Origin of the sequence: Aliivibrio kagoshimensis (genome assembly GCF_050337105.1) — a bacterium.
GTDB classification, from domain to species: Bacteria; Pseudomonadota; Gammaproteobacteria; order Enterobacterales; family Vibrionaceae; genus Aliivibrio_A; species Aliivibrio_A kagoshimensis.
The window spans coordinates 21,174-40,882 of the sequence record NZ_JAKJSQ010000012.1; the positions used below are offsets into that span (position 1 = coordinate 21,174).

The window sequence follows — 19,709 nt, forward strand, 5'->3', positions numbered from 1 at the left end:
TTTATTACAAGAACTATACCTTAGATTGTTTAATAATTTGATGTAAATAACAAAATTGAGTGTTCACTGCTTGGTTCATTTGCGACAATAGAGAAATACACTAGGCAATTAATTGGTCATACCATAATGAATACAGAATTTACCATTAGAGATCATAATCTCACGCTTTTAAGATACCCAAAGGTCAGCAATGAAACCTTACAAGCTTGGGATGCCGGTGATGAATATTTAATCAACCATGTCGAAGCATTAGCGCTACCAGAACAGCAAAATATCCTCATAGTAAATGACAGTTTTGGTGCCCTTTCATGCTGGTTCTCTCAACGTCATAACGTCACTATGATGACCGACTCTTATATCTCCCAACGTGGCACATTAAGAAACTTACAACGAAACCAGTGTGGTCGAGTTGCCTTTATTAACTGTTTAGACGCCATTCCTGAACATATCGATCTCGTGTTACTCAAAATACCTAAAAGTAATCGCTTGCTCACATGGCAACTTCATCAACTGCGTATGCAGCTTCCAGCTGAGTGTCCAGTCATTGCCGTCAATAAAGTAAGAGACCTTCACACCTCAACACTTAATTTATTCGAAAAATACCTAGGTACAACGACAACGTCACTGGCAAAAAAGAAATACCGTTTAGTCTTCTCCCTGCCAGACGTAGAACAGATCCATCATGTGGACGACATTACGCGCTGGCCTGTTGAAGGTGAAGAGATCACTCTGAATAACCACGCCAATGTCTATTCTGGTGAAAGTTTAGATCTTGGTGCACGCTTTTTGCTTAAACATATTCCGCAAGAAGATGATTTACGTCATATTATTGATCTAGGCTGCGGTAACGGCGTACTCGGTATAAAAGCCGCTCAACTCAACCCTGAAGCTCGCATCACCTGTATTGATGAAAGTTACATGGCGGTTGAGTCTGCCACACTGAACCTAGAAGAGAACCTTGGCCCTGATAGACGTTTTCAGGTGCTCGCCAATAACTGTTTAGATGGTTTTAAAGAACACAGTTGTTATTTAATTCTTTGTAATCCGCCATTTCATCAGCAACAAGCGATTACTGATCACATTGCTTGGCAAATGTTCTGTGATGCTAAAAAAGTGTTAGCTCAAGGCGGTTCAATCATGGTAATTGGTAACAACCACCTAGAGTATGATCAAAAACTCGGGCGACTTTTTGGGGATGAAAATGTAAACATCGTTGCCAGAAACTCAAAATTTGTTATTTTAAAAGCAACCAAAGCTATAAAAACTTAAGGATAAACAATGAAAAAGGTGATAATCGCAGCAACAGTGCTCTTTTTGACTGCTTGTGCAACTCCAGCTGACCCATTATTAAATGTCGCTCCGGTCGCCTCTTTAAATGCGCAGCCGACTTTTGCGGGAAAAACATTGACCATTGACAGCCGTGACCTTAGAACCGCTGAATATGTCGGCGTCATCGACTCAGGCTCTGGGGATATCCAGCCTATTGATGCGAATCAAAATGTACGTATCGCGTTTGAAGAGACGCTTTCAAAGCAGCTAGAAAAACAAGGCTTTAAAGTGACTGTCGAGAGTGACAACACATACCGTCTTGATGTATTAGAAGCTGTAGTAAGAAGCCAAGTCAGCATGTTAGATAGCGAACTAACAACAGCGGTTAAAGTTCAAGTGGTTGCCGAAACACCTCGTGGAAAGTTCACTAAACGATTTAATGGCACATCAACCAAAACCAGCTCATTAAAACTGTCTAACCAAGATATGGAGATAGTATTAAACGATCTGATTAACGCGGTATTTGACAAAATTGCGACGGATGAAGAGCTTAACACCTATCTAGCGGATAACTTTTAATGAAAAAGGTATTTTCAACGATCGCTCTGCTGTGCACACTGTCTGGTTTCTCCGCCACCTCGGTGGCAGAACCAACGGTGGAAGTTGAGACCAGCTTGGGTTCATTTGTTATTGAATTAAACTCACAAGCAGCGCCCATTACCGTTGCTAACTTTCTTAAGTATGTTGAAGATGGCAGCTATAAAGGATCAATCTTTCACCGTGTGATCCCCAACTTCATGGCACAAGGTGGCGGTTTCAATACTAAGATGGATCGTCTTCCTATCTACGCACCGATTAAAAATGAAGCCAGCAATGGCCTGCTAAATAATCAAGCAACGATAGCCATGGCTCGAACTCAAGAACCAGATACAGCATCACGACAGTTTTTCATTAATTATCGTGATAATAGTAACCTTGATTACCGTCCAGGTTCGGCCGGTTACGCTGTCTTTGGTAAAGTCACATCAGGGTTTGATATTATCAAAGAGATGGCCACTAGACCAACGACTCGTTACCAACAGATGAGCGATGTTCCAAAGACACCGATTGTTATCATCGACATGAAAATCAAATAATCGGTTACTGAGATAACGCTGATTATTGCTAACAAACATCTAGCCGAAGTTCGATAAAGTCATTGTTCTTCGGCTCTTTTTTTATTCAAAATTCATCAACTGAATAAGGGGTGTTCGCATGACAACACAACTGTCATGGAAACAAACTTTCCAAAGCTATCTTGATAAACGTCTACTCTGGGTCTTTTTGATGGGGTGCTCTAGCGGCTTCCCATGGGTGCTGATCGGCTCAAACATGTCTGGATGGTTAACGGATGCAGGGCTAACTCGTTCTGCAATCGGTTACTTTGGTTCTGTGTTCGCGGTCTACGCCATCAACTTTTTATGGGCACCTTTGGTCGACCGTGTAAAACTTCCCTTTCTTGGTAATGCATTAGGTCAGCGCCGTAGCTGGATACTGCTATGCCAAACCATCGTACTCATCTGTACCCTTCAGATTGCGGGGTTAGATCCTGCCAATAATCTGATGATGACCTCAATGTTTGCTCTAGCAATTGCAACAGCCTCGGCCACGCAAGATGTTGCGATTGATGCATTTCGTATCGACTCCTTCCGTAAAGCTGAATCGCATAAAATGCCACAAGCTTCTGCAATGGCGGTGATTGGTTGGTGGACAGGTTATTCACTGCCGGGTTACTTAGCCTTTATCAATGCAGACAGTATCGGTTGGAATGGTGTCTATTATGGCATGGCTGGTATCGTCGCCTTGTTGATGATTTTCACCCTGTTTGTTGGTGAACCCAATACCGAACGTGAAGCGCTACAACACAAGGCAGAAGATAGACACAGCAAAGTGGTTAAGTACCGAGTTGTTGCATGGCTATCGGTGACTCTGATCGAACCGTTTTGGGATTTCTTTAAACGAAACGGGGTTAAGACGGCCCTGACTCTACTGCTGTTTGTTTTCCTATTTAAAATTGGTGAAGCGTTCTTAGGACGTATGTCGATCACTTTCTACAAAGAGGTTGGTTTTTCAAACGAACAGATTGGTCACTACTCTAAGCTGATTGGTTGGGGGGCAACCGTCTTCTTCACCTTAGTCGGCAGTGCGTTCAATGTGAAGTTTGGTATCGTCAAAGGATTGATGATTGGTGGCATCGCCATGGCATCCAGTAATTTGATGTTTGCTTGGATGGCCAGTGTGGGCCCCAACGAGAACATCTTCTTAGCCACTATTTTAGTGGATAACTTTACCAGTGCCTTTGCCACAGTCGCTTTTGTCTCATTCTTAACGGTATTAACTGGACAAGCCTTCTCGGCAACCCAATATGCCCTACTCGCGTCATTGGGTAATTTTGGTCGAACGACCTTAGCCTCCTTCAGTGGTGAGTTAGCTGATTATCTAAACAGTTGGCCAACCTTCTTTGTGCTCACTGCTGTTATGGTTATTCCGAGTTTAATTATGCTTTGGATGCTGAGGAACCATTTTAAGAAGATTTTAGAACCGTAAATTTACTATTCCTCTTTTCAAAGGAGCACATCTCGCGCTCCTTTTTTTTGCTTTTATCTCTCATTATCAATGCAATCGATTGCTATCATTTCTCATTTTATAGATACCAGTCACTATAAATCTTGCTTTACCTATTAATTTGTCGATTTAAGTCACAAATATATATCATGATTACATTTATTGCATTCACAAAGTTGAACTAAATATATAAGATGCCCCACATAAAACCACACTGATAAATTCAGTACCTTTTGTACATTACTTTAGATAAGAGAGCCTCCTATGCGCAAGTCCCTTTTAGCTCTATCTGTTGTTGCAGCTTCTGTTGTAGCAGTACCAGCCCAAGCTGAATACCTATATGGTTTCGGCAGCATGTACGCAGACTACCAAGTTTGGGATCACGGTTTCGGTAACGATGATGATAACTTTGGTAACGACATTTCAAACCGTAACCAAGCGGTTATCGGTATTGAAGGTGGTGCGGCATTCGATTGGGGTCAAATCTACGGCTTCTACGACTACGAAGGTGTTGACCGTTCTGGTGATGACCGCGGTGCTTCTACTAAAGGTACGATCCACTACAACCTAACAGAATCAGGCGTAAGCTTATACGCTCAGGTATATAACACTGACGCTGACTCTGGGTTACATGAACAGAACCGTGTTTTAGGTTTAGGTTATACTGGCCTTAGTGGCGACGGTTGGGCTTTCACACCATTCATCGGTGCACACCAGATTAACACTACTGGCATCAGTGGAAGTAACGGCGGCATGGCAGGTTGGGTTGGTTACTACAACACTGACATCGCAGGTCAAAACTTTACCTTCTCAAGCTGGGGTGAGTACGAATTTGCACGTAATGACGAATACTCTGATGCCCAATCACCGACCAACAGTGATAGCTGGGGTCTGAACGGCAGCCTTAACGCAATGTGGAACTACGACAAAAACTGGTCTGCTGGCGTGTTATACCGCTTCACTTACAACAAACTTGCTCGTGAAGGCTACGAAGATTTAGTTATCTACCGTGTTCAACATAACTTCTAAGTATTAGCCGTTAACGGAACAACTAAAAGGCTCCTTCGGGTGCCTTTTTGCGTTTATCAAACCCATATTGCCTTTTCTCTCATAAGCGTAGTAGGATCCTAGTCATTGGTATTTGTAGGATTCAACTGTGAACATGACTATTCTTGGCCCCGGTGCCATTGGCTCACTGTGGGCCTGCTATCTTGATAAGGCTGGGCACAATGTCTCCCTTTGGCTTCGTGATGGTAAAGAGCAAGCGACACTTATCTTAGATAATGACAGCTCTAGCCCTTCTCATTTTCCCTGCAATCAAATTGACGATCTCAAGCAGTGCGATCTGTTGTTAATTACAGTGAAAGCGTGGCAAGTTGAATCCGCGTTACTGCCACTGCTGCCCCATTTAGCCAAAGAGACTATCTTTCTGTTTATGCACAATGGCATGGGCGCTTTGGAACCACTACAACAACAGTTATCGAGCTATCCTGTTTTGCTCGCGACAACCACACATGGGGCTTTCAAGAGTGATAGCGTTCATGTGCAGCACACAGGTAAAGGCACCACCTCTATCGGTCACTTTAATTCGTTAGGGGGAAAGTGCCAGTTTTTGGTTGAAGTGCTTAATCACGCCCTTCCTCAAGTCGATTGGTCAGAAAATATCAACCAGACCTTATGGAAAAAACTCGCGATTAACTGCGCCATCAACCCATTAAGTGCCATTAATAACGGGAAAAATGGTGCATTGGCTGCTCAAGAGTTCCAGCCAATATTGGAAAAAATTTGTCAGGAAGTTGCCTTGGTTGCCAACGCCGAATCGGTACCTTTATCAGCACTCGAATTACAACGTAGCGTTTCAGACGTTATAATGAAGACAGCAAGCAACCACTCTTCCATGCAGCAAGATATCCACCACCGTAGAAAGAGTGAAATCGATTTTATTACTGGATATCTATTACAGAAAGCCAAACGGCATAACATTGAAGTGCCTGAGAACTTAGCGCTTTATCATAAAATTAAACAGTTAGAAGGTGAGTCATGAGCCAGAAAATTTTAGTCTGTATCGCACCAGGAACCGAAGAACTTGAAGCGATCACGACTGCTGATATCCTTATTCGTGCCGATTATGAGGTTACTATAGCCAGTGCTGCTTCTGATGGTGCTCTGGCGATGAAAGGAGCCAATGGCATCACATTAACTGCCGATACTAAGTTGGTGGATGTTGCGGATGACGAATTTGACTGTATTGTTCTACCAGGCGGTACAGAAGGAGCTGGCTGTTTTCGAGACAGTACCCTACTGATAGAGATGGTGAAACAGCAAAAGAATGACCACCGATTTGTTGCCGCTATTTGCGCCGCACCCGCCGTTGTATTGCAAGAGCACAACCTCTACCCTGACGCGCGTATGACTTGCTACCCGTCTCAAGAGTTTATCGATATGATTCCCGACGGTAACCACAGAGTGAAACGCGTTTTTACCGATGTGTTGGATAAACTGATCACCAGCCAAGGTCCTGGCTCATCACTGGAGTTTGCCATGGAGATCATCGTCCAACTGTCAGGTAAACAAAAGGCCGCCGAAGTGGCAGCCCCTATGGTCGTTCTTCCGAACTTACACTATCAACCTGTCTAAGGTCGGTATACTTTCACATTATGATAGCCGTTTTCTTGTAACAATAACGCTTGTAAACGGCTCATTACACCACGGTCACAGTAGAGGAAGTACTCTTTAGACTGGTCCAAATCACCAAACTTAGTCGCCAGTTTAAAGAAAGGGATGTGCGCTACTTCTACTTCAGGGATATCAAGCGGTTTCGCCTCTTCCTCTTCAGCACTGCGAATATCCAATACAATGGTATTATCGCCACTCAACTCTGAAACTTGTTCCACTTCAGGTGCTTGTTCTAAACTCTGCTTAGCAATATCACGGATATCCATAACACGCGCTTCGTAGATCACCTTTTCTAAAATAGAGAAATCAAAATTAGCTTCCTCTTTTTCCAATTTCGCTTTTACCGCTTTCACTGTTGGGTTTTTAGAAATCACCCCACAAAATTCAGGCATGGTTTTGGCAAAATCTTCAGTGCCAATCTCACGAGCAACATCAATGATGTCCTCTTTGTCCCAGTTGATCAGTGGACGCAAAATCAGGGTATCGGTAACATTATCGATATGGCGTAAGTTAGTCAGTGTTTGGCTTGATACTTGCCCTAATGCTTCACCTGTCACCAGTGCTTCAATGCCAAATTTCTCTGCCACTTCTCCAGCCGCACGCATAAACATACGCTTAAGCACTACGCCCATTTGACCGTTTTCAACTTTTTCTAGGATCTCTGCAACCACAGGTTCAAAATCGATAGTGATGAATTTCACTTTGGCCGATGAACCGTATTTGCTCCATAAGAAGTGAGAGACTTGCTTTACACCAATCTCATGAGCAGGACCACCTAAATTAAAGAAGCAGAAATGCGTTTTACTGCCGCGTTTAATATGAAGGTAGCTAGAGACACCAGAATCGAAACCGCCTGAAATCAAACTCAACACATCTTCTTGGGTTCCTAGTGGGAATCCACCCAACCCTTTATGACGAGCCAGTACTTGATTCAGCACATCGTTAACCACTTCAATATTGACCGTGATATCTGGCTTCTTCAATTTTACTTTAGCAGATTCAATCGCTTGATTTAGACCACCGCCAACATAACGCTCAAGTTCAATCGAGGTGAAATCATGATTGCCTTTACGCTTAGCACGTACACAGAAGGTTTTTCCCACTAACGCTTCACGATTCATCTCCAAGCTCTGCTCGTAGATATCATGCATATCGGTGAAAGGTGTTTGATAAACATCCAGTACATGATGAATACCCGGTGTCTGCGTTAAGGCCGCTAAAATATTGCTATGCTGCTCTTCTTCTCCGCAAACAATCTCAATGTGATCGCGTCGATTATAGATCGCAGCAGATTCGCAGATACGTTTCACAACGATGCGAATATTACTCTCTAAGATTTTTGTAAAACGTTTACGAACAGAGTCGCTTTTAACAAAAATTTCTGGATGGGGCTTTACAATAAATCTCATAAGTAGGTGCTTCGCTTCTGCAATCTGGACAGATACCTTAGCTTGACCTTAGGTATCGGAATTAGGCGCAAGATTATACATGAAGATGGGGGAGGAATCGAGATAGGTGAAAGGATTTTGTAAGAGCACAATGCGCTCTTACAAATTCTATGGCTCTCAGTTTACTGTTCGCTGGTGATCTCTTCACTGAACTTAGGTTTACCCTGCATAATATTAATATCTACACGTCGGTTAGCCGCTCGCTCAGCTCGTGTTTTATTACCATTCAGTGGTTCAGCATCCGCCATACCAATCACTCTTAACCTCAAGCGGTCAAAGCCACGGACGCCTTCCATCTCATGTGCGACTGAAACTGCACGTTGCGATGAGAGATCCCAATTAGAGCGGTAAAGTTCAGAATCGAGCGGTTGATTATCAGTGTGACCAGAAACACGAACAATGCCCGGTACATCTTTGACTAAATCCGCAATCTGTCGAATAAGGGGTCTAAATTTCGGCTGTAAGAAAGCAGAACCTTCTGGAAATGCCCCTTTCTCTCGGATTCGAATCACGATCTGCTGCCCAAGGTTCTCAACCTCTAAGGTGCCATCTTCCATCTCTTGCTGCAGGGCTTGCTGTATCGACTCCATGAGCTGTTTTTGTGCTTCGCTTACGTCAGAATCGCTCTCCATTTTCATCCGCGTTGAGGTGCCAGGAGTCTCTCCTCCCTCCTGCTTTCCTTTTTCACGTTGACTACCACTGGCTCTATCAGAGTCATCTTCATGAAACTCTAAGGACTGCTGAGTGATATCAATCGTCTGCTGCATGATCACTTCAATTGGCGTCGGTTCAGGTCGGCCAGGACGAAACTCTTGCGCAATAACACTGGTTCCTTTTGGGATATCTTTTACTTCAAGCATATTCTGCACCCCGAAGGCGTACTTCATTGAACCTGCTATCTGTTTAAACTTAAGAACATCCATTTCAGAGAATGACAGGAGCAGTACGAAAAAGCACATCAATAGCGTGGCTAAATCCGCAAAGGTGGTCATCCACAGTGGTGCTCCAGGGGGACACTCTTTCTTATCTTCTTCTTCCATTACTATCCCCTACTAATCATCAAGATCAACCGAACGTTTCTTCTCATTCAGATAGTTTTTCAAATAACCATCGATTACACGAGGATTCTGACCATCTTGTATGGCTAGCACGCCATCAAGAATCAGTCGTCTGTTGAGTTTCTCTTGGTCTTTACGCATCAGCAGTTTACTGGCTAATGGTAAAGCGATCATATTGGCAATAATGGAACCGTATAGTGTAGTTAAAAGGGCTACCGCCATTGCTGGACCAATGGATTTGGGGTCATCCATATTAGCCAACATCGCCACTAAACCTATCAAGGTACCAATCATACCCATGGCAGGCGCCACATCACCGAATGCTTGGAATGTCCCTGCACCCTGCTCATGTCGCTCCACTGTTAAGGCGATGTCTTTTTGTAACGTGGTTTTCACGACGTCGGCATCATGCCCATCAACAAGCAGGTCAATGCCCTTACGCATAAACGAGTTAGGAATATCCACCTCTTCTAAAGCTAAGAACCCCCCTTTTCGAGCAGCATCAGCCATCTCAACAATTTTTGCGATGAGATCTTCAGGGTTATCCGTCTTAAACATAAACGCTTTAAGGCCAATTTTTGCAGCACCAAAAAATTGTCCTATAGTAAACTTCATTAATACAACGAAAATGGAGCCACCTATAACAATCAGTACAGAGGTAACATCAAAAAAGGTGCCTAAATCGCCACCAATGATCATCGCCATGATCACAAATGCGAAGCCCCCAACAAGGCCTATTAACGTTGCTAAATCCACTTAAAAATCCCCTTTCTATAGCGCAATTTTTTTTAAATATATAATACCAATGCTACTTCTATCGGCACTATATCAATAAGGTTTAATCTTTTGCTTTAAAATATTAAAATAGGTGAGACGGCACATAAAATAAAGCAAGAATTGACCCAAGTAGCTCGGTAAGGTAACTTTCTCACACTTCGTAATAGTAAGCTCTAATCAAGGTATTAACACAATGGCCGCAAAAAAACCAAGCAATATGACATTTGAAGCCGCTCTTGATGAGCTAGACACATTAGTTAACCAACTAGAGAGTGGCGACCTAGCCCTTGAAGACGCCCTACAGAAATTTGAACGTGGTGTCACATTAGCAAGAGCGGGTCAGCAAAAATTAACCCAAGCAGAGCAACGTGTTGAAATATTGCTGCAAGCGGATGACGAATCATCATTAACCCCTTTTGATGCCAACCAAGACGATTAATTTATGTTGAACACGCTTTCTGATTCTCAAACTCGAATTAATACAAAGTTATCCGAATGGCTTGATAATATTCCGTTTCAAGATCAACGCCTCACTCAAGCCATGCGTTATGCGCTGGTATTGGGTGGCAAACGCGCTCGTCCTTATTTGACTTATATCACGGGCGATATGCTTGGTGTTTCTCAATCGCATTTAGATACCGCTGCCGCTTCCGTAGAGTGCATTCACGCCTACTCACTGATTCATGATGACCTTCCAGCAATGGATGATGACGATTTGCGTCGCGGTCACGCTACTTGCCACATCAAGTTTGATGAAGCCGTTGCTGTGTTAGCGGGTGATGCTCTACAGACCTTAGCGTTTGAGATCATTGCCAACGGTCAACTTTCACCAGACGCAGAAGCCTATCGGATTCAAATGGTTCAGCACCTTTCAAAAGCTTCAGGTTCCTCAGGCATGTGTATGGGCCAAGCTTTAGACCTAGAGGCAGAAGGAAAGTCGGTCGCTCTAGATCAACTTGAAGCTATCCATAGCCACAAAACCGGTGCTCTCATCACTTGTGCTGTCACACTAGGGGCATTAAGTGCCGGAGAAAAAGGCCTGCAAGTGTTACCGCAGTTGGATCGATATTCAAAAGCGATTGGACTCGCCTTTCAGGTACAAGATGACATTCTAGATGTCATTAGTGATACGGAAACGCTAGGCAAACCTCAAGGCTCTGATCAACAACTGCTCAAGAGCACCTACCCTGCACTATTGGGTTTAGAGGGCGCAAAAGCAAAAGCGGAAGAACTCTATAAAGAAGCGCTTCATGCTTTAGATGGAATACCGTACAATACGACTCAATTAGAAACATTCGCCCGATATGTCATCGAGCGCAATAACTAGAATACAAAATAGCGCTGAGCAACTATGACACTAGATATATCAAAGTACCCTACATTGGCCCTAGCAGACACTCCAGATGATCTTCGTCTGCTGCCAACAGAAAGCTTGTCACCTCTATGCGATGAGCTTAGAACCTATCTGCTCAATTCAGTGAGCCAGTCAAGTGGGCACCTAGCCTCCGGCCTCGGTACTGTTGAGCTAACCGTTGCCCTACATTACGTCTATAACACCCCTTTTGATCAACTGATCTGGGATGTTGGCCACCAAGCCTACCCCCACAAAATTCTCACTGGACGTCGTGATAAACTGCCTACTATTCGTCAAAAAGATGGACTGCACCCTTTCCCATGGCGTGAAGAGAGTGAATATGACGTACTGTCTGTAGGTCACTCTTCCACCTCAATCAGCGCTGGATTAGGCATTGCCATCTGTGCTGAAAAAGAGGGAAAAGGTCGTAAAGTGGTCAGTGTTATTGGTGATGGTGCTATTACCGCAGGTATGGCCTTCGAAGCCCTGAACCATGCTGGCGACATCCACAACGACATGTTAGTTATCTTAAATGACAATGAGATGTCAATTTCAGAAAATGTCGGGGCGTTGAATAACCATCTTGCTCGCATTTTATCAGGCAACCTCTACACCTCATTTCGTGAAAACAGTAAAAAAGTGCTGGCGGGTGCGCCTCCGATAAAAGAGTTTATGAAACGCGCGGAAGAGCACGTGAAAGGCATGGTTGCTCCTGGCACCATGTTTGAAGAGTTAGGGTTTAACTATATTGGCCCTGTTGATGGCCATGATGTGAAGGAGTTAGTCAAAACATTAAAAAATATGCGTAACCTTAAAGGACCGCAGTTTTTACACATAATGACCAAAAAAGGCAAAGGCTATGAGCCTGCTGAAAAAGACCCTATTGGCTACCACGGCGTTCCAAAATTCGACCCCGCTGATGACTCTTTGCCAAAAAGTTCTGGCACTAAGCCTACTTTCTCAAATGTGTTTGGTGATTGGCTGTGCGATATGGCGAAAACCGATGACAAATTGATGGCGATTACGCCGGCGATGCGTGAAGGTTCAGGTATGGTGCAATTTTCAAAGCAGTTTCCAGAACAATATTTTGATGCTGCCATTGCTGAGCAACATGCCGTCACCTTAGCGTCAGGAATGGCCATCAGTGGTTATCATCCTGTTGTTGCCATCTACTCAACCTTTTTACAACGTGGTTATGATCAACTGATCCACGACGTAGCTATTATGAACCTACCGGTGATGTTTGCTATTGACCGTGCCGGTTTAGTGGGGGCTGATGGTCCAACTCATCAAGGGGCATTTGATATTAGCTTTATGCGCTGTATCCCAAACATGGTGATCATGACACCAAGTGATGAGAATGAGTGCCGACAAATGCTCTACACTGGTCATCTACATCAGGGGCCAAGTGCTGTTCGATACCCTCGTGGTTCAACCGCTGGAGCAGATATCCAACATCAAATGACCGCATTAGAAATTGGCAAAGGAGAGGTTCGTCGACAAGGTCAATCCGTGGCGATCTTAAACTTCGGTACCTTTATGAACAGTGCACTAGAAGCGGCAGAAGTTCTCGATGCTACCGTCGCAGATATGCGCTTTGCCAAACCGCTTGACCACGCCTTAATCAGACAGCTTGTCGCTGATCACGATGTGATTGTCACCATTGAAGAGAATGCGATCTCAGGGGGTGCCGGTGCCGGTGTGGTGGAATTTATGATGCAAGAGAAATTAATCAAACCGGTTTTGAACATCGGTCTGCCTGATCAGTTTATTGTGCAGGGTACTCAGCAAGAGATTCATCATGAATTAGAGTTAGACGCTCAAGGTATTGAAGCTCAAATACGCAGATACCTAGAAAAATAATCATTTGATTATATTAAAAAAGCCTGATTTTCATCAGGCTTTTTTTGTGTGCAGTGCTCAACGTTAGCTTACAACCAACCTAAATATTGGCTCAGCCCCCACAATACCGCTAGAGACATAAACCCGGCAACCACATCATCGATCATGATGCCGAAACCACCATCCACTTTTTTATCTAACCAGCTAATTGGCCACGGTTTTACCATATCAAAGAATCGAAACAGCACAAAACCGAGTAAGATAAATTTCCAATCAAATGGGTCGATACCCAGTATCGGAATCATCAACATGGTGATCCAGAAACCAACAAATTCATCCCACACAATCGAGCCGTGATCGTGCACTTTCATGTCATTCGCGGTGATGTCACAAATCTTATTGCCGATGATAGCCGCAACGATAACCACGCCAATATAAACAAACAGTGGAAGCTGAACCAACAATAGATAAAAAGGAATCGATGCAATTGTACCCATGGTTCCTGGAATGATCGGTGATAATCCACTTCCAAACCCTGTTGCTAATAGGTGCCATGGGTTCGACAGTTTAATCCGTGCTTTGGGATTACTCATAATGCGCTCCTAAAATGATCAAAACCAACCAGTTGCCAATCGAGGACTTCTCCCTGCTTGAGTAAGGTAATACCACTGCCCGCTCCCACTTGACCTATACAGGTAGCGCTGACCCCTGTGTGCGACATCACCGTCTCAATCATCCCTTTATTTGCTTCAGGGACGGTGAAGCAGAGTTCATACTCCTCACCACTTTGTAACGCTAATTGTTGGGCTTGCTCTTTACAGCCAATAAATTCAATTAACTCAGCCGAAAGGGGGATCGCATCCACATCTATCTCAGCAGACAAATTAGAGCTAGTAAGAATATGCCCCAAATCAGCAATCAATCCATCGGAAATATCCAGTGCAGACGTCGCCACACTTCTAAGGGCTTGTCCTGCTAATATTCGTGGCTGGCGATAATAGTGGCGTCGTTCTAATACCTTAGCATGTGGCTTACTGTCAGGTTGTTCATTCAAAATAACAGAGAGGCCTGCCGCGCTATCACCTAATGTTCCTGTGACGTAAATCCAATCACCAATTTCAGCCCCCGAGCGTAATAATGCTTCACCATTTGGAACGGTACCTTGCACTGTCAAGGTAATGCTTAGTGGCCCTTTCGTCGTATCGCCACCAATTAACTGAATTCCGAAATAGTCAGCCAACTCAAAGAAACCCTCGCAAAAGCTTGCTAGCCACTTCTCATCAGGCTCAGGCATGGTTAATGCCAGCGATACCCAAGAGGGCGTCGCTCCCATCGCCGCTAAGTCACTCAAGTTAGACGCGAGCGCTTTGTAGGCCACCGCTTTAGGGTCGACATCTTGTAAGAAGTGAGTACCTGCTACCAAGGTATCGGTACTAATGGCAATATGGCTATTGGCTGGAGGTGCAACAATGGCACAATCGTCACCAATACCAAGAATGACATCTTTACGACTGCTTTGCTGCTTTGAAAAATACTGCTTTATCAGACTGAATTCGCTACTAGACATGATGCTCTGCTCAGATAAGAAAAAGGCCAGCAATGCTGACCTTCTTTATGGTTTGTTTTTATTTCTTACGTATGTGCGGGGCCGCTTTATCAAGGACTCCGTTTACAAATTTATGACTATCTTCCGCGGCAAAGACTTTTGCCAGTTCGATAGATTCATTAATCACCACTTTGTAAGGCACATCATCACGTTTGGTCATTTCGTACATGGCCAAGCGTAACAGTGCAAGCTCCATCTGATCCAAATCTTGAAGAGGACGAGATAGGTATGGACGCATTTTTCCATCTAATTCGATGTGATTAAGAACCACACCAGTAAAAAGATCGCGGAAGTAAGCAACGTCAGTTTCCGGAGCTGATAACTTAGGTTCTTTATCATGATGTTCCTCTTCTTCATACTTCTCAGCAGAAAGGAACTGGTTTTCAATATCAGCAACGTTATCTTTCGTTAACTGCCAAGAGTAAATAGCTTGAACAGCAAATGTACGTGCATTACGACGTGCGGCTGGTTTCACGTGAGCCCCCATTAGGATTCAATTAGAGATAGGACATTAATCATTTCAAGCGCGCTTAGTGCAGCCTCTGCCCCTTTATTACCAGCCTTGGTACCTGCGCGTTCGATAGCTTGATCTATAGTATCGACAGTCAACACACCAAATGCCACTGGAAGACTATACTCCAATGAAACTTGAGCCAGACCCTTATTACATTCACTACAAACATAGTCAAAATGCGGCGTTCCGCCACGGATCACAGAGCCAAGAGAGACAATCGCATCAAACTTACCCGTTTTTGCTACACGTTGAGCAAGCAGTGGCAGTTCAACGGCACCAGGGCAACGGTACACAGTAATGTTGTCGTCGGAAACCTGACCATGACGCTTTAGAGTATCAATAGCACCAGAAAGAAGACTTTCATTGATAAAACTATTGAAACGAGAAATTACGATAGCAACTTTTGCTTTTGGTGCTGCAACTGCACCTTCTATTACGTTCATCTGACGTCCTGTATCTTTGCTTGTGAACACTATTTTCTTATGAATTTACAGTGGGGCGTAAACTCATAAGGTTGAGCCTGTAAGAAACCGACGGATTCTATCACACTTTTTAGTGCAATTTCCGTTACTTTCACCCTTTTTATTTAACGGATTTCTCCGAACTAACCAAGAAATCCCGATTTAGCCAGTAACTCCATGGTTGTTGAATCATTTTCTGGTTGTTCATTTTTACTCATGACCAATCGTTCAAGATAACGAGCAAAAACATCCACCTCTAGATTCACTTTTTTACCGACTACGAAATCATCCATGGTGGTTTCAGAGGCGGTATGAGGAACGATGGTCAATTTAAACGCATCTTTACGAAGATCATTTACGGTTAAGCTGATGCCATCAACCGTGATAGAGCCTTTCTCAGCCACATAACGTGCGATCTCTACAGGCATCTTGATCCAAAACTCAATGGCGCGCCCAGTTTGGTGACGCTCAATGACTTCCCCAACACCATCAACATGCCCTGAAACAATGTGTCCACCAAAACGAGTGGTTGGCAGCATTGCTTTTTCTAAATTCACTTTTTCACCAGATTGATAATGGCTAAATCCAGTACGCTTCAGTGTCTCTAATGAAAGATCAGCGGTGTAAGTTGAAGCTGTTTGTGCAACCACCGTTAAGCAAACACCGTTAGTGGCAATACTATCGCCCAACTTCACATCAGCCATATCCAGATCACCGACATTAACGGTAATCGAAATATCCTCACCTTTCGGAGTAAGTGCTGCGAGTGTTCCGACGGCTTCAATAATTCCTGTAAACATCTTTTACCTTAACAATTCTATTGCTTTGCCTGAATGGGTGTTGCTGTAATCCGAATATCTTGACCGACCATTCTAACATCTGAAATATGGAGCTCCAACACTTCAGACATCTTCTCCAGCCCTATCATGTTCAATAAACCACGGCTATCAGCCCCCATAAACTTAGGAGCCAGATAGAGGATAAGTTCATCCACTGCATTCTGTTCAACAAAACTGGCTGCTAATGTCGCGCCCGCTTCCACCCATAACTCATTCACTTGATAATGCATCGCTAAGGTCGTTAAGAGTTCATCCAGATCAAAACCGCCTGACACGGTATTCATGCACAGAACATGTTCCCGCTGCTCACTCTCTAGACCGCAATGAACGATGAGGGGCTCGTATGCCGTTTTAAACAGATTCAAATCTGGAGTAAGGTGTTGCTGACGATCTAAAATAACGCGAAGCGGCTGCCTAAGTTGTTGAATGGGCAGCATATCTTGCACATAATTAGGGAGTTCAGCATGTCGCACATTTAACGACGCGTTGTCAGTAATAACCGTGCTGCTGGTCGAGAGTATTGCGCTGGATTTAGCTCGAAACACCTGAACATCTTGCCGTGCTTTCGGCCCTGTTATCCATTTGCTTTCGCCATTTTTCAATGCCGTTCGACCATCTAAACTCGCCGCCATCTTAAGACGAACGAAGGGTTTCCCACTCTCCATCCGTTTTATGAAGCCGGGATTTAACGCTCTAGCATCTTGTTCTAACAACCCGTGGTGCACCTCAATACCTGCTTCTTTTAACATGGCGATACCTCGACCTGATACGGAGGGGTTCGGATCGACCATCGCACAAATCACTTTTGCCACACCCGCTTTAATCAGCGCTTCGGCGCACGGGGGGGTTCGTCCATAATGAGAGCAGGGTTCGAGAGTCACATAAACGGTGGCGCCTTTTGCTTGGCTGCCGGCCTCTTTTAAGGCGTGGACTTCGGCATGAGGTTCGCCAGCTTTAGCATGAAAACCTTGGCCTACAATCTCACCGTGCAGTGAAATCACACAACCAACGTTGGGGTTTGGGGCTGTCGTGTACACCCCTTTTGTGGCCAAATGAATGGCCTGTTGCATCATCGAATGATCAGTTGCAGAAAACATCATTATTTATCACTACCGTTTGTCTATCGTTTACTTTTCTAAACGGGCAATCTCTTCGCCAAACTCACGAATATCTTCAAAGCTACGATACACCGACGCGAAACGAATATACCCCACTTTATCTAACTCTTTTAGCTGATCCATCACCAAATTGCCGATCATTTCAGTGGCCACTTCACGCTCACCTGTCGCTCGCAGTTGAGATTTTATGGTGTTGAGTGACAGTTCGATTGCATCAGCACTCACTGGACGCTTTTCTAAGGCTCGATAGAGTCCACCAGACAACTTATCTTCATTAAATGGCTCACGATTTCCGTTTGATTTGATCACTTTTGGCATCACTAACTCAGCTGACTCAAAGGTAGTAAAACGTTCGCTACAAGCCAAACATTGACGACGGCGGCGTACTTGATGGCCATCAGCAACCAGACGTGAATCGATCACTTTTGTGTCGTTAGCGCTACAAAATGGACAGTGCATACTCTTTCCTTATGTTATTTCCACCAGTTTAACGAGATTTGATAGCAAGTTATAGTTTTTACGTATAAAAAAACGGCACATCCGAAGATATGCCGTTATTTGCTTTGAAACTGAGGGTTTACGCGTATACAGGTAGACGCTTACAGATTTCAAGAACCTTCACTTTAGTCGACTCAACTACCGCTGGGTTGTCGATGTCGTCAAGGATGTCACACACCCAACCAACCAACTCTTTCGCATCCGCTTCTGTAAAGCCACGACGAGTGATTGAAGGTGAACCAATACGGATACCAGACGTAACAAACGGGCTACGTGGATCATTAGGTACACTGTTTTTGTTCACTGTGATGTTTGCTGAGCCCAGCGCTGCATCTGCTGCTTTACCTGTAATGTCTTTGTCAATAAGATCAACAAGGAACAGGTGGTTCTCAGTAGAACCAGACACAATTTTGTAGCCGCGAGCAATAAACGCTTCAACCATCGCTTGTGCATTTTTAACAACGCGCTGCTGGTATTCAGCAAACTCAGGCTCAAGCGCTTCTTTAAAGGCAACCGCTTTTGCAGCGATAACGTGCATTAGAGGGCCGCCTTGACCACCAGGGAATACTGCAGAGTTCAACTTCTTGTAGAAGTCGTCGCCTTCATTAGACAGAATCAAACCACCACGTGGTCCAGCAAGTGTCTTATGAGTTGTTGTCGTTACAACGTGTGCATGTGGTACTGGGTTAGGGTAAACACCTGCAGCAATCAAACCCGCTACGTGAGCCATATCGACGAAGAAGTAAGCGCCTACTTTGTCTGCGATTTCGCGCATACGTGCCCAATCAACAATTTGAGAATATGCTGAGAAGCCACCGATAATCATCTTAGGTTTGTGTTCAATCGCTAACGCTTCCATTTCAGCGTAATCGATTTGACCCGCTTCATCGATACCGTAAGGGATAATGTTATACAATTTACCAGAGAAATTTACTGGTGAGCCATGAGTAAGGTGGCCACCGTGTGCCAAACTCATACCAAGAACCGTATCACCAGGCTTTAGTAGTGCCATGTAAACCGCGTTGTTCGCTTGAGAACCAGAGTGTGGTTGAACGTTAGCGTACTGAGCGCCAAACAGTTCACAAGCGCGATCAATCGCAAATTGCTCAACTTTATCGACATGTTCACAACCACCGTAATAGCGCTTTCCAGGATAACCTTCTGCGTATTTGTTCGTTAACTGTGTACCTTGAGCTTCCATGACACGTGGGCTGGTGTAGTTTTCTGAAGCGATCAGTTCGATGTGCTCTTCTTGACGTTGAGTTTCATCCTGAATGGCTGCATATAGTTCCGCATCATAATCTGCGATATTCATGTCACGCTTAAGCATCTGTATCTCCTGAATCAGATAATATTAACAAATCGTACCCTGACAAAAGCAAACGGTTTCGTCTCTGGTGTAAAGTGGACGTATTCTACCTAAATTGAACGCCCTGAGGTAGTATATATCTCATACTTTTTTGTTATTTTCTTGTTAAATCTTCATTTTTCGCATGAAAAAAACTAATGCATTGATATTAACAGACTCTCCCTCCTCGATCTTTACAGCCTGTAAACAGACAAATACAGAGTTATTAACCTAAATTATCAACACGCTTTACCCCACGAATTCATCCCATAAAATAGCGCCATATTTATTATTTAC

At 44.1% G+C, this 19,709-nt stretch carries 21 protein-coding genes; 10 read left to right on the forward strand and 11 right to left on the reverse strand.

Annotated elements, in window-relative coordinates; translation table 11 throughout:
* Positions 1-126: 126 nt before the first annotated feature.
* From L4C32_RS06175 to L4C32_RS06205, 7 genes are all read left to right on the forward strand, one after another.
* Positions 127-1,269, forward strand: coding sequence for a methyltransferase (locus L4C32_RS06175; protein ID WP_428195991.1), 1,143 nt, complete (start codon positions 127-129; stop codon positions 1,267-1,269).
* Positions 1,270-1,278: 9 nt separating this feature from the next.
* Positions 1,279-1,848 carry a YajG family lipoprotein gene (locus tag L4C32_RS06180; RefSeq protein ID WP_428195992.1) on the forward strand — a complete coding sequence of 190 codons (570 nt, stop codon included), beginning with the start codon at positions 1,279-1,281 and terminating at the stop codon, positions 1,846-1,848.
* Positions 1,848-2,405, forward strand: coding sequence for a peptidylprolyl isomerase (locus L4C32_RS06185; protein ID WP_428195993.1), 558 nt, complete (start codon positions 1,848-1,850; stop codon positions 2,403-2,405). The genes L4C32_RS06180 and L4C32_RS06185 overlap by 1 nt, the downstream gene beginning before the upstream one ends.
* A 118-nt stretch (positions 2,406-2,523) precedes the next feature.
* Positions 2,524-3,855, forward strand: a complete 1,332-nt coding sequence (locus L4C32_RS06190) for an AmpG family muropeptide MFS transporter (RefSeq protein ID WP_428195994.1) — start codon at positions 2,524-2,526, stop codon at positions 3,853-3,855.
* 282 nt (positions 3,856-4,137) lie between these two features.
* On the forward strand, positions 4,138-4,902 hold the full coding sequence (locus tag L4C32_RS06195) for an outer membrane protein OmpK (protein WP_428195995.1): 765 nt from the start codon (positions 4,138-4,140) through the stop codon (positions 4,900-4,902).
* Positions 4,903-5,029: 127 nt separating this feature from the next.
* The gene (panE, locus tag L4C32_RS06200; RefSeq protein ID WP_428195996.1) at positions 5,030-5,917 is read left to right on the forward strand and encodes a 2-dehydropantoate 2-reductase; all 888 of its coding nucleotides are present in this window, start codon (positions 5,030-5,032) and stop codon (positions 5,915-5,917) included.
* On the forward strand, positions 5,914-6,510 hold the full coding sequence (locus tag L4C32_RS06205; RefSeq protein WP_428195997.1) for a DJ-1 family glyoxalase III: 597 nt from the start codon (positions 5,914-5,916) through the stop codon (positions 6,508-6,510). Before panE ends, L4C32_RS06205 begins: the two co-directional genes overlap by 4 nt.
* Here L4C32_RS06205 and thiI read toward each other — a convergent pair.
* The 3 genes from thiI to pomA all read right to left on the reverse strand — a co-directional run bounded on the left by thiI (position 6,507) and on the right by pomA (position 9,811).
* The gene (gene thiI / locus L4C32_RS06210) at positions 6,507-7,958 is read right to left on the reverse strand and encodes a tRNA uracil 4-sulfurtransferase ThiI (RefSeq protein WP_428195998.1); all 1,452 of its coding nucleotides are present in this window, start codon (positions 7,956-7,958) and stop codon (positions 6,507-6,509) included. The two genes, L4C32_RS06205 and thiI, sit on opposite strands and share 4 nt — an antisense overlap.
* Positions 7,959-8,119: 161 nt before the next feature.
* Positions 8,120-9,037: a flagellar motor protein MotB gene (locus L4C32_RS06215; protein WP_428195999.1), complete on the reverse strand. Its 918-nt coding sequence runs from the start codon at positions 9,035-9,037 to the stop codon at positions 8,120-8,122.
* Between the two features lie 12 nt (positions 9,038-9,049).
* Positions 9,050-9,811: a flagellar motor protein PomA gene (pomA, locus tag L4C32_RS06220; RefSeq protein ID WP_428196000.1), complete on the reverse strand. Its 762-nt coding sequence runs from the start codon at positions 9,809-9,811 to the stop codon at positions 9,050-9,052.
* A 214-nt stretch (positions 9,812-10,025) separates the two neighbouring features.
* Here pomA and xseB point away from each other — a divergent pair, with 214 nt between their 5' ends.
* Genes xseB through dxs form a run of 3 tightly spaced genes read left to right on the forward strand, consistent with a single transcriptional unit; the run spans position 10,026 to position 13,049 of the window.
* Positions 10,026-10,271, forward strand: a complete 246-nt coding sequence (xseB, locus tag L4C32_RS06225) for an exodeoxyribonuclease VII small subunit (RefSeq protein ID WP_428196001.1) — start codon at positions 10,026-10,028, stop codon at positions 10,269-10,271.
* Between the two features lie 3 nt (positions 10,272-10,274).
* Positions 10,275-11,159, forward strand: a complete 885-nt coding sequence (ispA, locus tag L4C32_RS06230; protein WP_428196002.1) for a (2E,6E)-farnesyl diphosphate synthase — start codon at positions 10,275-10,277, stop codon at positions 11,157-11,159.
* A gap of 24 nt (positions 11,160-11,183) precedes the next feature.
* Positions 11,184-13,049, forward strand: coding sequence for a 1-deoxy-D-xylulose-5-phosphate synthase (gene dxs, locus L4C32_RS06235; protein WP_428196003.1), 1,866 nt, complete (start codon positions 11,184-11,186; stop codon positions 13,047-13,049).
* Between the two features lie 68 nt (positions 13,050-13,117).
* On the opposite strand, the gene pgpA is transcribed toward dxs, so the two are convergent.
* From pgpA to glyA, 8 genes are all read right to left on the reverse strand, one after another.
* Positions 13,118-13,621, reverse strand: coding sequence for a phosphatidylglycerophosphatase A (gene pgpA / locus L4C32_RS06240; RefSeq protein ID WP_428196004.1), 504 nt, complete (start codon positions 13,619-13,621; stop codon positions 13,118-13,120).
* The gene (gene thiL, locus L4C32_RS06245) at positions 13,618-14,595 is read right to left on the reverse strand and encodes a thiamine-phosphate kinase (RefSeq protein ID WP_428196005.1); all 978 of its coding nucleotides are present in this window, start codon (positions 14,593-14,595) and stop codon (positions 13,618-13,620) included. Before thiL ends, pgpA begins: the two co-directional genes overlap by 4 nt.
* A gap of 58 nt (positions 14,596-14,653) precedes the next feature.
* On the reverse strand, positions 14,654-15,121 hold the full coding sequence (nusB, locus tag L4C32_RS06250) for a transcription antitermination factor NusB (protein ID WP_428196006.1): 468 nt from the start codon (positions 15,119-15,121) through the stop codon (positions 14,654-14,656).
* A complete protein-coding gene (gene ribH / locus L4C32_RS06255) occupies positions 15,121-15,591 on the reverse strand; it encodes a 6,7-dimethyl-8-ribityllumazine synthase (protein ID WP_428196007.1) in 471 nt (156 codons plus the stop codon). Before ribH ends, nusB begins: the two co-directional genes overlap by 1 nt.
* Before the next feature lie 161 nt (positions 15,592-15,752).
* Positions 15,753-16,409: a riboflavin synthase gene (locus L4C32_RS06260; protein ID WP_428196008.1), complete on the reverse strand. Its 657-nt coding sequence runs from the start codon at positions 16,407-16,409 to the stop codon at positions 15,753-15,755.
* A 17-nt stretch (positions 16,410-16,426) separates the two neighbouring features.
* Positions 16,427-17,545 (reverse strand): bifunctional diaminohydroxyphosphoribosylaminopyrimidine deaminase/5-amino-6-(5-phosphoribosylamino)uracil reductase RibD, encoded by a 1,119-nt coding sequence (ribD, locus tag L4C32_RS06265; protein WP_428196045.1) that lies wholly within the window; start codon positions 17,543-17,545, stop codon positions 16,427-16,429.
* A gap of 30 nt (positions 17,546-17,575) precedes the next feature.
* On the reverse strand, positions 17,576-18,025 hold the full coding sequence (gene nrdR, locus L4C32_RS06270) for a transcriptional regulator NrdR (protein WP_428196009.1): 450 nt from the start codon (positions 18,023-18,025) through the stop codon (positions 17,576-17,578).
* 118 nt (positions 18,026-18,143) lie between these two features.
* On the reverse strand, positions 18,144-19,394 hold the full coding sequence (gene glyA, locus L4C32_RS06275; RefSeq protein ID WP_428196010.1) for a serine hydroxymethyltransferase: 1,251 nt from the start codon (positions 19,392-19,394) through the stop codon (positions 18,144-18,146).
* Positions 19,395-19,709 lie beyond the last annotated feature (315 nt).

What these genes read in the sequence shown, in the direction of transcription:
- nrdR (WP_428196009.1), bottom strand. Translation starts at nt 18,025, where the DNA reads ATGCACTGTCCATTTTGTAGCGCTAACGACACAAAAGTGATCGATTCA.
- L4C32_RS06260 (WP_428196008.1), bottom strand. Translation starts at nt 16,409, where the DNA reads ATGTTTACAGGAATTATTGAAGCCGTCGGAACACTCGCAGCACTTACT.
- L4C32_RS06215 (WP_428195999.1), bottom strand. Translation starts at nt 9,037, where the DNA reads ATGGAAGAAGAAGATAAGAAAGAGTGTCCCCCTGGAGCACCACTGTGG.
- L4C32_RS06205 (WP_428195997.1), top strand. Translation starts at nt 5,914, where the DNA reads ATGAGCCAGAAAATTTTAGTCTGTATCGCACCAGGAACCGAAGAACTT.
- L4C32_RS06195 (WP_428195995.1), top strand. Translation starts at nt 4,138, where the DNA reads ATGCGCAAGTCCCTTTTAGCTCTATCTGTTGTTGCAGCTTCTGTTGTA.
- ispA (WP_428196002.1), top strand. Translation starts at nt 10,275, where the DNA reads ATGTTGAACACGCTTTCTGATTCTCAAACTCGAATTAATACAAAGTTA.
- nusB (WP_428196006.1), bottom strand. Translation starts at nt 15,121, where the DNA reads ATGGGGGCTCACGTGAAACCAGCCGCACGTCGTAATGCACGTACATTT.
- L4C32_RS06180 (WP_428195992.1), top strand. Translation starts at nt 1,279, where the DNA reads ATGAAAAAGGTGATAATCGCAGCAACAGTGCTCTTTTTGACTGCTTGT.
- ribD (WP_428196045.1), bottom strand. Translation starts at nt 17,545, where the DNA reads ATGTTTTCTGCAACTGATCATTCGATGATGCAACAGGCCATTCATTTG.
- L4C32_RS06175 (WP_428195991.1), top strand. Translation starts at nt 127, where the DNA reads ATGAATACAGAATTTACCATTAGAGATCATAATCTCACGCTTTTAAGA.
- dxs (WP_428196003.1), top strand. Translation starts at nt 11,184, where the DNA reads ATGACACTAGATATATCAAAGTACCCTACATTGGCCCTAGCAGACACT.
- glyA (WP_428196010.1), bottom strand. Translation starts at nt 19,394, where the DNA reads ATGCTTAAGCGTGACATGAATATCGCAGATTATGATGCGGAACTATAT.
- L4C32_RS06190 (WP_428195994.1), top strand. Translation starts at nt 2,524, where the DNA reads ATGACAACACAACTGTCATGGAAACAAACTTTCCAAAGCTATCTTGAT.
- ribH (WP_428196007.1), bottom strand. Translation starts at nt 15,591, where the DNA reads ATGAACGTAATAGAAGGTGCAGTTGCAGCACCAAAAGCAAAAGTTGCT.
- thiL (WP_428196005.1), bottom strand. Translation starts at nt 14,595, where the DNA reads ATGTCTAGTAGCGAATTCAGTCTGATAAAGCAGTATTTTTCAAAGCAG.
- pgpA (WP_428196004.1), bottom strand. Translation starts at nt 13,621, where the DNA reads ATGAGTAATCCCAAAGCACGGATTAAACTGTCGAACCCATGGCACCTA.
- xseB (WP_428196001.1), top strand. Translation starts at nt 10,026, where the DNA reads ATGGCCGCAAAAAAACCAAGCAATATGACATTTGAAGCCGCTCTTGAT.
- L4C32_RS06185 (WP_428195993.1), top strand. Translation starts at nt 1,848, where the DNA reads ATGAAAAAGGTATTTTCAACGATCGCTCTGCTGTGCACACTGTCTGGT.
- thiI (WP_428195998.1), bottom strand. Translation starts at nt 7,958, where the DNA reads ATGAGATTTATTGTAAAGCCCCATCCAGAAATTTTTGTTAAAAGCGAC.